General features: G+C 41.9%; 9 protein-coding genes. 3 read left to right on the plus strand and 6 right to left on the minus strand.

The genetic code is table 11. The features are described 5' to 3' along the window. Positions 1-26 precede the first annotated feature (26 nt). A complete protein-coding gene (locus tag V7K30_RS33700; protein ID WP_335006897.1) occupies positions 27-854 on the minus strand; it encodes a pentapeptide repeat-containing protein in 828 nt (275 codons plus the stop codon). Between the two features lie 10 nt (positions 855-864). Further along, positions 865-1,506 (minus strand): hypothetical protein, encoded by a 642-nt coding sequence (locus tag V7K30_RS33705; RefSeq protein WP_335006899.1) that lies wholly within the window; start codon positions 1,504-1,506, stop codon positions 865-867. A 1,670-nt stretch (positions 1,507-3,176) separates the two neighbouring features. Between V7K30_RS33705 and V7K30_RS33710 the strand changes: the two genes are divergently transcribed. Then, positions 3,177-4,232 (plus strand): DUF1350 family protein, encoded by a 1,056-nt coding sequence (locus V7K30_RS33710; RefSeq protein ID WP_335006901.1) that lies wholly within the window; start codon positions 3,177-3,179, stop codon positions 4,230-4,232. An 83-nt stretch (positions 4,233-4,315) separates the two neighbouring features. Here the strand turns inward: V7K30_RS33710 and V7K30_RS33715 are convergent, their stop codons facing one another. Together V7K30_RS33715 and argC are read right to left on the minus strand one after the other, a co-directional pair. Continuing rightward, entirely contained in the window at positions 4,316-4,540 is a 225-nt protein-coding gene (locus tag V7K30_RS33715; RefSeq protein ID WP_335006903.1) for a hypothetical protein, read from the minus strand. Between the two features lie 108 nt (positions 4,541-4,648). After that, a complete protein-coding gene (gene argC / locus V7K30_RS33720; protein ID WP_335007043.1) occupies positions 4,649-5,641 on the minus strand; it encodes an N-acetyl-gamma-glutamyl-phosphate reductase in 993 nt (330 codons plus the stop codon). Between the two features lie 1,169 nt (positions 5,642-6,810). Between argC and V7K30_RS33725 the strand changes: the two genes are divergently transcribed. Then, complete coding sequence (locus V7K30_RS33725; protein WP_335006905.1) at positions 6,811-7,974, plus strand: choice-of-anchor tandem repeat GloVer-containing protein; 1,164 nt, start codon at positions 6,811-6,813, stop codon at positions 7,972-7,974. Positions 7,975-8,608: 634 nt separating this feature from the next. Here the strand turns inward: V7K30_RS33725 and glpK are convergent. Together glpK and V7K30_RS33735 are read right to left on the minus strand one after the other, a co-directional pair. Next, a complete protein-coding gene (gene glpK, locus V7K30_RS33730; protein ID WP_335006907.1) occupies positions 8,609-10,123 on the minus strand; it encodes a glycerol kinase GlpK in 1,515 nt (504 codons plus the stop codon). A 290-nt stretch (positions 10,124-10,413) separates the two neighbouring features. Beyond that, entirely contained in the window at positions 10,414-11,706 is a 1,293-nt protein-coding gene (locus V7K30_RS33735) for a hypothetical protein (RefSeq protein WP_335006909.1), read from the minus strand. Positions 11,707-12,533: 827 nt separating this feature from the next. On the opposite strand from V7K30_RS33735, the gene V7K30_RS33740 reads away from it, so the two are divergent. After that, entirely contained in the window at positions 12,534-12,881 is a 348-nt protein-coding gene (locus V7K30_RS33740) for a hypothetical protein (RefSeq protein WP_335006911.1), read from the plus strand. Positions 12,882-12,883 lie beyond the last annotated feature (2 nt).

Here is a 12,883-nt window from a genome sequence, read left to right on the forward strand (position 1 = left end):
TAAATTCCAGTAAATGAATCTAAACGTCAATTACTTTTTCTTGTAAAGTAATTGTGCCTTGAAGCATCAGGCATAATTGCCTCCTGAAGATTTACGCCACTGAGGTTAGCTCCCCTAATGTCAGCTCCTCTAAGGTTAGCTCCTGTGAGATTCGCCCCTGCTAAATTTGCACATCTAAGGTTAGTCCAACTCAAATCAGCTTGACTCAAATCAGCTTCACTTAAGTTAGCCCGCAGCAGATAAGCACCACTGAGGTGAGCCTTGTTCAGATTAGCTTTGTAAAGGTCAGTTTTATAAAGATAAGTCCCCAACATTTCCGCCTCGGACAAATTTGCCTCGCTGAGGTCAGCTGCAATCAAGTTAGCTTCAATGAGGTTGGCAAAAGAGAGATTAGTCCGGATTAGCTTCGCTGCACCTAAATCGGCATCTCTCAAGTTAGCGCCTCTTAAGTCAGTTCCTATTAGATTAGCATGAGCGATCGCAGCGTCTCTAAGATTCGCCTCACTCAAGTCAGCTCCAATCAAATTAGCGTGACTCAAATCTGCCTGCGTAAATATAGCACCACTCAAGTTAGCAACACTCAAGTTAGCATCACTCAGGTTAGCTTCAACGAGGAAGGCTTTGGAGAGGTTGGCACTACTGAGGTCAGCACCACTGAGGTTTGCCCGCACGAGTAAAGCATTACCCAAATCCACCTTTCTCAAATTTACCCCCTGGAGGTTTGCGCCTCTGAGGTTATCCCCTTGCAGGTTTGCGGCGCTGAGGTCTGGTTCAATTTGAGGATTTTTCTTTCTCCACTCAATCCATGTAACTGCACCTGCTTTCAGTAAAGCTAGATGCTCTCGATTTGCCATTTTTTCTCCTTTACTCCTGACGCCCACCCAAAGGATTTGCCCGACCTGCTACACTTTCAATGGCCGCTAACGCTCCTGCCGCACCTGCGAGAATATCTTGTTCTTTTCCACCTAAGTAAAGCCGTCCAAAACTACCTACAGCTTGAACTTCAAGAATGTTAATCGCCGCGGCTTTCTCAGCTTCATTCGCAGCCAGTGCGGCGTAAGCAGCAGGCTCCACTTCTAATACATACAGCGTTTGCCCTGCTAGTAGTAGCTGTCCCCGGCGTGTGCGATTAATAAGTTGTGTTTGGTAAGCATCGATGTTGCGGATAATCTGGCTAGAAACAACACGCGGTTTGAGACATTCTTCTCTTCGGACTCCCAGTAGCGCCAAAATGGCTTGACCAGCAGCTCGCGTTTCGCCTTGGGAGCTAGAATGAACTTCCAATAGTCCGTACAGTCGTTCAACTACCTGTACTCCGGGACGGACAGAGGCAGCTTTCAGGGCTACATCCGTAATTTTGTTAATTTCGATACCAGGAGAGATTTCAATCCACAGTGATGTATCCCCTGGTAATGGTAAAAAGCCTTGGGCTACTGTTCCCATATATGCTGCATGTTGAGGTTGCAGGCTGTCGAGAAATACGAAACTGCGTAGTTCTATTCCCAAGATTTTGCTCTCCAGTCATAAGGGTAAAAGTTATCTATTGCAAGATATGAGTGTCTAACTTGGGGCATTTTAGCCACAAGTCAAGGATGGAAAAACACAAAATAGAAAAATTTTGCTGTCGATAAATCTTACACCTGAGAAGTATTCTGGCAGTAAAACCGCCTTGACAATTGTACAAGCTTTATTAGACACAAATCACTGCCTGCAATGCCTAAATCAAGCAATGCTTGGCTTCACTTACTGATAAATTTGATGTTACAAAAAAGTTTTTAGCTAAACTGAAGCGGAAAAAGTTCACTGCACTTATGCCGATGTCTTCAAAATGCTGCCAAAACCGTAGCCAATCAAACTGACAGTGCTAGGATTTACACATTGACAAAGTAGGCAAGAAGTGCTGTAAGTGGAAACAAGGAAATAACAGGCTATTCGCTAATTAACTTTGACTGGCAGGGTAATCACAAACTCAGTCCCTTGCCTGAGATTGAATTAACTGCGTAGCTTGCCGCCGTAGGCATCGCTGCACCATGTTTTTCTACCACAATTTGACGAGCGATATCTGCCGACAAGCCGAAGAAGCGTCTACCCTAATCCCAATCCGGTGCATTTCCCCAAAGTTGGGTAGCGCAAGCAGGAGCAGGGCTTGAGTCTTTCAAAGTACAGTGTCTTTAAAGAAAATGATGGGTACACTCAGAGGATGTTTTAAAAGTATTTGGCTGTGATTTGAGGCACTTATTGATCCCCCCTAACCCCCCTTAAAAAAGGGGGAACTGGAATCAAAGTCCCCCTTTTTAAGGGGGACTAGGGGGATATAAAATTTTTTATACCGACAATAGGACTTTTAAAACATCCTCTCAAATAGTCACATATCCTTCAAAATTTCTATGGGCACTTCTTACGGTTCTATTCACATTCGCTCAACTCCCCATAGTCGCTTCTTGTAGTGAGGTTATCACAGTTGGCGATCGCGGTTATCGAACGGCAACAACTTATGATATTGCTTTTGACTGGCAGCGTAGTATTTTACTCTCTTGTGGACTAGAGGGAAAGGTCAAGTCTCTTGACTTAGCGACTGGAAAATCTAAAGTTTTATTGGAGCTACCCGGAAGACCAGCCATTATCCAATTAGACCTATCTCGTGATTTGGCTACGTTCTGTACACATTCAATAGGCGATATGTTTGAGCGTAAGCAAGAGCCTATCGTCCAAATATGGAATTATTTAGGACTTGGCTAATGTTTTTACGGGGAGAGTAATCACAAACTCAGTTCCCACCCCTTAATGACGTAGCAAAGTGACTCAGTAACCTTGCTAATACTTGGCTTTCTGCTCTAATATCTTTAAAAATTAAGCTGCAATCCGGGGTGGTTAATTGACGTTTTTAAGACTGTCTCAGATATTACTCTGGCTAAATAAATTGCCAAAATCTAAAAGAGTCTATTAGAAGTTTTGCGCCAATTCAATTTCACTATTGAACTACACTATTTTCTACTCCTTACTCCCTTTCATAAATGTGAATGCTGTAAGCTTTGAGAACCACTTGCGTTTACTACCTTACCAAGGTGAGCATCTAAGTTTTGCAAAAAAATCTCTTAAAGAATCCGAAAAGCAGCAACTTCAGTTTGGAGATTAAGTATACACCTACCAAAATGAGATGCACTCATTCCTAAGTCATGGTAAATGCAAAATTAAAGCTGAGATTTAAACCAGTTTCTCACAGTTGGGTTGCTCTACATCCACAGCCTAAAGGGGTAATTCAATTTATTGCAGGGGCTTTCTTTGGTACTTTTGGCCCGATGCTTTTCTATCGCTATCTGCTTCAATCTCTATTTGAGCAGGGATATACAATTATTCTTCTGCCGTTTAATTTTAGTTTTAACCATTATGTAGAAGCTGGTTTTCTGATGAGAGAGCAGTATGAAATTTTGCCAGAGCTTGTAAGGATGGCAAGTGTTGAGGGATATGATTATGAAGCCTATCTAGATGATAAAAACTTTTCTTGGATTGGACATAGCCTTGGCTGTAAATATATCTCCCTGTTAGAAGGATTTACTGCTTTACCTCCAGAGCCTCAAGATAGAGAACAGTTTATTCGGAGACTGTTATCTAATACTTCGGATAAGTCACAGATAGAAAGTGTCATTGCAGACATTAACATTCTCTTTGATGATCTGACGCGAAAAACTGCTGAAGTTAAAAACTTAATTTATACTTACGTGCATCGGAATATCAAAATTAACAGTGTCTTTATTAAAGGGCAAGTTTCTATCCTATTAGCACCTGATATTAGCGATACAGCCAGCGCAATTCGTCCGCAATTTTTAGCGGATATCATCGATAATCTTGGTTGGGGTGTAAAACCAACTCCTGAAGAAACCAAGAACTTAATCAAGGATAGTGAGCTATTTAATATCATGGGTTTAGTCTGTTTTCAGTCTGATGATATTGCTAAACTAACCTGTGAATGGTTTAGTGAAACTCTGAAAAAACCACCCCAAGAGTTTCTGAAATCTTTAGAGGGCGGACATTTAAAACCTTTAGGGATTCAACTAGGGAAGTATGTGATTAATCTTTTTGATAAACCTTTGATTGAATCAGTTAAAGAGCGAAATAAAGGCTTTGAGCATTATGTAATTCAATTGCTTGAGGAGCTGAAAAAAGAATCACCAAAAAAAAGTATTGAAACTTCCAAAATCATTAAGTCAATAATATCAGGTTCGCATAAGTAGTTATGCTAACCACCGCCAATAACCCCACCCCGCCTTTGCGGTTTCCCAGGCTGAATTCTTAACAGTAGTTTCCCCTGATGCCTTTATTCTATTTTGCTCAAGTCGATTTCAATAAGCAAAAAGGCATATTGCTTTCTCAAAATGCTTAAATGCTTTCTCATTTCGGTAGATTCAGCAAGCAAAAAGGCATATTGCTTTCTCAAAAGGCTTGAATGCTTTCTGATTTCAGTATATCGCGCATTCATTTCGGTAGATTCAGCAAGTAAAAAGGCAGATTGCTTTCTCAATTTGCCTTTTTGCTTCTTCAATTGAGTAATTTACGCACTAATAATAGTTATCGCTGTCTAGCACAAGCCATTAGTCATTGAGCATGGAGTAAAAGTCATATTCCCTTTTCCTTATTGCCTAACGCTCTTTTATAACAATCCCAATTCTTCTGGAAAACCGAGCATGATGTTTAGGTTTTGGATTGCGGCTCCCGATGCACCCTTACCCAAGTTGTCGAGACGAGCAACTAGCAACACTTCTTTGGTAGTGTCATTGGCGAATACAAAAACCTGAACAATATTGGTGCCGTTGATTGCGTAGGCGTAGCCCGTCGTAGACATCGCATCCAGAAACGTTCCGTCTCGCAGCAGAGTAGAATCTTGGAATGGAGCAACCTGCACAAATTTTTCACTTTGGTAGTATTCAGCAACTGCTTGATGAATAACCTCACCTGATGGTGGATTATCCAAAATTCCTAGCGGCAAAGGCACCTGCACCAGCATCCCTTGCTCAAAATCCCCTACTGCCGGTACGAACAGCGGCGGCGATGCTAACCCTGAATACTGATGCATTTCCTTGACGTGCTTATGTCCAAACTGCAAACCGTAGATGCCATAGGGATAAAGCGACTCTGCTCCGGCTTGCTGTTCGTGGAAGGTATGGTATTGTTTGATCAGATTCTTTCCGCCACCAGAGTAACCTGATACTGCATTAACGGTCATGGGAAAATTACTCTTCAGAAGTCCCTTGGCAATCAACGGACGAATACAGGCTAAAAATCCTGTAGGATAACAGCCTGGATTGCTGACAAACTGGGCGCTGGCGATTTTCTCTCGTTGTCCTGGATTTAGTTCAGGGAAGCCATATACCCAGCCTTTAGCTGTGCGATGGGCACTACTAGCATCAAGGATCTTAACCGTACTACTACTTACTAAGCTAACAGCTTCGCGGGCTGCGTCATCAGGCAGGCAGAGAATGACAACATCGGCGGCATTGATTAGTTTTGCTCGCTCAGTTGCATCCCTATGTTTAGATGCTTCAATGCTAACTAACTCGATGTCATCCCGTTGGTTGAGGCGTGAGTAAATCTGTAAGCCTGTGGTTCCCGATTCCCCATCAATAAAAATCTTAGGTTTAGTAATCATGCGTCCAGCATCTCGATCTGTGAGTGGTATTATTTTGACTGAGTAATACTTACTTGAACTCTGGTAAATAAATTATAAAAGTCAATACCTTCGCCAAAAATAGAGGTAGTCTAGCTTTTGCCGAAATAGCCCAACACAAGAGCGTGCAATACAAAGTAAGGAAAAACATAAAATCCTAGTCCAGTCCGACAGGACAGGATAAATTCCTGACACAAAAATCATACAGGATTTTATTGGCTCAGTTTTTTGCCATGAGGCAAAACCAAGCGTAAAATCTTAGGTTTGCTCTATGCCAATACTCGTAAAGAAAGCAAAGGTGTTGTAAGTCAAAACAAATATTTTTAGAAAACACCAAAAATTGATTGTATCACCCAAAGCAGTCAATCAATTCAAGCTCGTCAAATTGGTTGCTTTTTGCTCAGTGAGGAGTTGATTTAGGGAGAAAGCCTGGGCAAACGCATCTAAAGCATAAGAATCCTATAATAGCAAGGGTTTGAGCGTTTGATGATTGAGATATTTATTCATCAATATCCTTATGCAGCAAGGGTTTCACAAATTACGTGCGTTTGCCCTGGTATTTTCAAAAATCAAATCGGATTCCCATCGCAGAGGTAAAAGTTAAATTAAACTTTTTTGTGTTGCTCACGACATCTAAAAAATAATCAGTATGTTATCCTACTGAGCGAGATCATAAATGATCTAATTTTCAGCAATTAACTTAAGTGTTAATACAGGCATTGCGGTGTAGCCAGCCAGAGGATTTCTGAATTCTTCCTGACCAAGACTATACCAAAATTCCTGGTGAGTTCTCACTAAAATCTAGTTTAAATAACGAATTTATAGTACTGATATCACAAATTAGTTGTGAAAAACAGCTACTAAAAAATCCGTTATGTCAAGTTCTTATAGCTGTTTTCAATCGTATGGAATACATCTCTGTTGAAGAGTGCAAAGTCTTGCGCTCCATAGTGGATTGCATCCATACGAAAATCGCTATACCCAGTCTGAAGAAGATCGATAAAAATAAATCTCCAGCCTTATTAAAACGAATAACCGACTACGCTCACAGTCAAACCACGTTCTGCGGAGCAGTTCTTAAAGGGTAGATTGGAGATTTATTTCGGGTTCGTGCCTGAGCAAATTTTTGTAGGAGTTAAGTGAACAAGATGAATCTGTGCAAACAACGTCAAAATAAGAATAGGGTATTGATTTTTACTTCCCTGGCTGTGTTGGCATCTCCATTAATATTGCCCTTGCAACAAGCTTTTGCAGGAACATTAACGACCGTTATAAATTTCAACGGTACTAATGGAGCGACCCCAAAAGCAGGCGTGCTTGCAGGGAGCGATGGCAATCTTTATGGAACCACTTCCGCAGGTGGTTCGCAAAGTAAAGGAACAGCATTCAAATTAACTGGTTCTACTTTTAGTACTCTGACGACACTAGTTAACTTTGCTGGAACCAATGGAACTAACCCAGTTGCGAGATTATTCCAGGCAAGTGATGGCAATCTATATGGTGCAACCTTTACAGGCGGTACAAATAACCTCGGTACGTTGTTTCAGTTGAAAAAAACAACTTTTACAAACTTGACAACTCTTTTGAATTTCAGTGGCACTAATGGAGCCAACCCAACAGGTCGATTGATTTCAGGTAGCGATGGCAGCTTGGTGGGGATAACTTCTGCCGGTGGGGTCAACAATAAAGGAACTATATTCAAGATTGCGCTGACTGGTGGTATTACTGGTACCGTAGTTAACTTCAACGGTATTAATGGAGCAACTCCATTAGCAAGGTTGCAATTAGGTAGTGACGGAAACTACTATGGCACTGCTTCAGCAGGTGGAGCAACTAATAAGGGTGTGGTATTCAAGTTAACTCCCGCACAAGCAATAACTTCATATAGCTTTAGTGGTGCTAATGGGCAAAGTCCTCAGTCTGGATTAATTGAAGATGGTGGATTTCTCTATGGCACAACTTCTCTGGGTGGAGCCAGTAATCAAGGAGCTATATTTAAGGTTCCGCTCGGTGGCGGTACACCAGTTTTAGTTGCCAGTTTTAATGGCAGCAATGGGGCTAACCCCACCGCTGCACTCACAAAAGGAAAGGACGGTAACTTCTATGGTACAACCTCTACAGGTGGTGCAAATAATAAAGGAGGCATCTATCGGTTGACTGGAGGAACCATCACTTTGTTATTTAGTTTTAATGGCACGAATGGGGCAACTCCGCAGTCCACGCTAATTCAACTTGCTAATGGTGCATTTTACGGTACCGCCTCTACTGGTGGCGCTTCTGGACAAGGTACAGTGTTTAAATTTATACCATAGCTTTAAAAATGCTCTACGTGCAAAATAAATAGTAGAACGTAGATTTTTCCACTTTCAGATAGTCACCGAATTTTGGATTTTAAATTTTGGATTTTGGATTGTTGGCGGAGCCTCTCGTAGAGAAGATTCAAAATCCAAAATTTAAACATATCTGAGAGCAAGCGAATTTAAACGCGAGAATAAATCTATAGGACTTACGCACTGTACAAAATAATCATGTTGTGTAGGAACGTAAATATGCCGTTTCAAGTTTTTATAGCGGTTCTCACTTGAGTGAGGTACAAGAACCCCACCCCCAACCCCCTCCCCGCAAGCGAAGAGCTTGCTCTGATGTACTTCATGTCATTAGGAAACGCTATATTAATCAATTCATTGATGGTAAATAGACCCGCGTGGTAGGGGCAATTCATGAATTGCCCCTACGACGAATGTGGTTTTTCAAATTATCTATACTTGGTCTTTTCTGTCAATGCGTAAGTCCTATTCTATTATCCAAAATCTAAAATTAAATGACAGAGAGCTAATGACTTGATTGCTGGGATAAATCTAAAATCTAAAATCTAAAATCCAAAATTGATTGACGCTTACTGGCTATTTGAAAGTGGAAACGCTTCAACTCGTTTTTGGTGAAGGGTTACTCCTCCCAAGCGAGAGTGCGTTTCACTGCCTTTTGCCAAGTAGCAAAGTTAGACAATGGGAAATTGTTCTTCGGCTCAAACACACGTTCAATTTGCCGTTGCTGCACCAGTGCTTCATAGCTCTCCCAAAATCCTACAGCTAAACCTGCTGCAAATGCTGCACCCTGAACGGTCGTATCGCGCATTATCGGACGTTCAACTGGAATACCTAATACATCAGCCTGAAACTGCATCAGGAAATTGTTCTCGCAAGCACCACCATCTACGGTTAATCGCCCAACAGGGATACTGTTAGATGCATTTATCGCTTGCACCACCTCCAGAACTTGATAGGCGATCGCTTCCAACACGGCGCGAACTAGATGCTCTGGTTGTACACTGGCGGTAATGCCGAAAAAGGCTCCCCTAGCGCTCATATCCCAGTAAGGTGCGCCCAGTCCACTAAATGCAGGCACAAAATAGACTCCGCCATTATCTTTTACCTGATTGGCCATCGCTTCAGTTTCAGCAGCAGTTTTAATTAGCTTTAGGCGATCGCGCAACCATTGGATACAAGCACCACTAGTAAACATACTGCCTTCCAGAGCATAGCCTACATCTAAAGTCTCCCTTGGCTTCCCTTGAGTCCATGCCACCGTGGAAATGAGTTGATGCGGCGATCGCACAATTTGATTACCTGTGTGAGCAACCAAAAAGCTACCAGTACCGTAAGTACATTTGATCAAACCGGGGCGATCGCAGCCATGACCAAATAGAGCAGCTTGTTGATCTCCCAAGATGGCAGTGATGGGGATTTCTACACCCAACAAAGTCGCATCAGTAACTCCAAATACTCCTAAACTCGGCTGAATCTGGGGCAAAATATGAGCCGGAATTTGAAACAGATCCAGTAAAATCTCATCCCACTCACAGGTTTTGAGATTCATCAACATTGTCCGGCTGGCGTTGCTGTGGTCAGTAGCATGGACTTTCCCACCTGTCAAGTTCCACAGCACCCAGCTATCAATAGTGCCTGCTAAGACATTGTTCAAGTCAACATCTGTAAACTTGTCTAATAGCCATCTGAGCTTAGTAGCAGAAAAGTAGGCATCGATGATTAATCCGGTGCGATCGTAAATTTCTTGAGCGTAGCCTTGCTGTTGTAACTGGTGGCAAAGGGGAGCAGTGCGGCGATCTTGCCAGACGATCGCTCTATGGAGTGGTTTACCAGTAGTTTTGTCCCAAATCAAACAGGTTTCGCGCTGCACAGTTAGTCCCAAGGCTGCGATCGCTGATGGAGCAATCTGGGCATTCCCAATTGCGGTTTGCATCACCCAACAGGTATCCTGCCAGATTTGTTGAGGGTCATGTTCTAACCATCCGGGCTGAGGATAATACTGAGTTAGTTCTTTGTATGCCTGCCCAACAATCTTGCCGTCTGCGTTAAACACAAAGGCGCGGTTGCCTGTCGTACCTAAGTCCAGTGCTAAGATGTAGCCCGATGATGGAGTTGTGTTGCCAAGTGTGTGCATAGCCGCTTTGACATGCTGCGTAGGTGTAGCCCGCCGTAGGTATCGCGATTTTAGCAATACACGTCAAATCAGATATACATTATTTTGTGTACATTTTGAATTCCCTGTTTGCATAGCGTTGCACTTAAATTGAGTCCCTGTGCGTTTTTAAACGCTCCGATATTAGCTTTAGGACTTACGCACTGAAAACCTTAAACCTCGATCCCCCTAACCCCCCTTAAAAAGGGGGGGATCTGAAAGAGCCAACTTTTTAAGGGGGTTGGGGGATCTCTTCTGCGTAAGTCTTAAGCTTAACGGATGCCATCATTATCAATAGCGCTGTAGCTGTCACTGGGGAAAAGCCCCAACCAAGGGTCAGAACTAGGAGTTAAAAATAGTTGGGCGTATACTTGTTCATTGAGCGCTTCCACACTCCTTGTTTGCTTACCCTGCATAAACCATTGATGAATTTGGCTGTGTAGCATATATTCATTTCTGACTGTATCTAAAGCCATTGTGGCTTCAAATTTTTTCACTATAATTGGCAAATTATCTTTCTGAGTGTTGGCAGACTGAGATTTTTTAGCTCTAATTAGAGAGATGCTGTTCTGATCTAGCTTGACATCTGCGGCATAGAGTCGAGCGATTTTGTTCCAAACTTCCTGGTCGGTTATTTCAGCTAAAGCGTTTTGATTCCGTTGAGCATCAGACTGGAGAGCAGCCAGCATTGGCGTTTCAACTCTCATCTTAGAAACTGCTAAAGAACTTGCTATTTCTGCTGTCGGTGGCTGACTGGAATTGCTCGGAATTTTCACCAACTTAGGGGGAGACTGGATACCCAAGCGGGATAAATCTGCAACCCATTGGGCTTGGATAGAATTCAGGCGATCGCTGTGGTATTTTCTTAGAAAAGACTCGCGATCGCTTGGTGTAAGTTTGCTGTAATTTTTTACCGCTACTTCAGCCTGCTGTAGCTGACGCAAAAATGCTTTGGGACTATATAACCCTGGAATTGCATCGATTGGACGACCCGACCCATCCAATATATAATGAATGCTATTGCCTGTAATTGTCCGCTCCAACTTGCGTCCGTCGCCAAAATCAATTGTTACTTTCGGTACAGGGCGCACTGATTGCCAGTGCAAAATGAAGCGGTCTTGAAGCAGTTTAGAAATTTCACCATTCGGATACAGTGCTACCCTAAAAAACCTACTATTAGCACAACTCAAATCCTGATCCAGCCTGCCCAGCAACCGCAGAGATAAAATGGGTTTACCACTGGTTCTAGCAGCAGCTTTGGCTTGTTCTATGTCAGTGTACCAGTACAGACGAGAGGCGTAACAGTCCCGTTGTTGGCAGAGTTCATCTAAAGCTACCCGGAGTGCAGGGGAAGGTAGAACTGCACCTGAAGAATCGGTTTTTATCGTATTGGCATGGGATTTGAGAAATACTTGTAACCCGCTAGGGCCCTGTTTCCGAAGCACAGAAACTTCTTGAGATAGCTTGGAGATTTCAGCTACAGAAGTTTGAGCATCAGCTGTCTGCAAAAAACTGAAGCTGACTAGCATGAGTGCGAAAGGATATTTGAAGGTTCTAAATTTCATATATTTTCATAAAAATAGGGGGTACGGGTGTTGCCATCACTAAATAGAGAAGTCTAGTTTAACTTGTAAGAATCTCCAGATGCTCTGAAAGTTTCTGATGAGATGGTAAACCTTACAATATCGACATAAATCAAAAAAAATCTCGCTTGATTGTTAGCTGGCTCATCTGATAGGAACGGGTTGCAGTTTTAGAATGTCTACAGCTAAACTCATATCTAGCAATCCTAAATCATTTGTAAGAAAGAAGTTCACCGAATTTTCAAATAAGTCGGTGAACTGTGGGTTTATATTCTCAGTATTTACCTAATCTAGTCAGATTATTATCTATTACTGAACGTATACACATATCTATTGACGGAAGCAACTTCATCAAACTCCGCTTTTATTAAAAGTTCATATACTTTCTGCATTAGTTAGTTAAATATGCGAATTAAATAGAAATCAGCTTTTTCTAAAAGTTCCGTAAGATTCCTCTTTCAGGAACAAGTTAAATATAACTAAAATATTAATAGTTGTACTGGCTTAGTTGATGACAAAACATCAATTCTTCCAGGTGTATCTATTTGCCAACTCTCTATCAGACCGATTCAGTAGTTTTAAAATAACCGCTCTCTTTTTACAAAAGAGAAGTTTACCTTCCCCTTGCCTTGTAGGAAAGGTGATTGAGAGAGGCTCGGTTGTTGTTAGCGAATTAATGTTCTAAGTGCTAGTAGTCTATTCATTTGAAAATCGCTGTGTTCAGGTTTGATTGGATAACAGCGTCATGATTTATCTTGGAAAATTGCGGTTTTATTTGCAACTGAGAACAAACACAACTTCTTTAAGCTTTGAATATTTATCAATCCATTTTACCAATCCCCATGCAACAATATCTTTCTCATTTGCTCATGCTGGTATTAGGAACAAGTTCGACTTTGATCGTTACTCCATCTCACGCTCAAACTCCGATAAAAATCAACACTCAAAATACTGATAATATTACTTCCATCTCTTCAAATTCACCTTCCGCTATTCAATTGAGTGATTTTGCCAATTCTACTAATAGCAAACCGCCTATCCTTGCTGAGGTAGCTAATAACTCTTCTGCTGGTAATGCCAAGATAACTGCAACTAAGCCTCAGCCACGGATTCCCGTATTCAGTAGAATTTTTCCCACAGCTTCGATGCGGCAATAATT

The sequence above is a fragment of the Nostoc sp. genome (assembly GCF_036917655.1).
GTDB lineage: Bacteria > Cyanobacteriota > Cyanobacteriia > Cyanobacteriales > Nostocaceae > Nostoc.

What these genes read in the sequence shown, in the direction of transcription:
- V7K30_RS33735 (WP_335006909.1), bottom strand. Translation starts at nt 11,706, where the DNA reads ATGAAATTTAGAACCTTCAAATATCCTTTCGCACTCATGCTAGTCAGC.
- V7K30_RS33710 (WP_335006901.1), top strand. Translation starts at nt 3,177, where the DNA reads ATGGTAAATGCAAAATTAAAGCTGAGATTTAAACCAGTTTCTCACAGT.
- glpK (WP_335006907.1), bottom strand. Translation starts at nt 10,123, where the DNA reads ATGCACACACTTGGCAACACAACTCCATCATCGGGCTACATCTTAGCA.
- V7K30_RS33725 (WP_335006905.1), top strand. Translation starts at nt 6,811, where the DNA reads ATGAATCTGTGCAAACAACGTCAAAATAAGAATAGGGTATTGATTTTT.
- V7K30_RS33700 (WP_335006897.1), bottom strand. Translation starts at nt 854, where the DNA reads ATGGCAAATCGAGAGCATCTAGCTTTACTGAAAGCAGGTGCAGTTACA.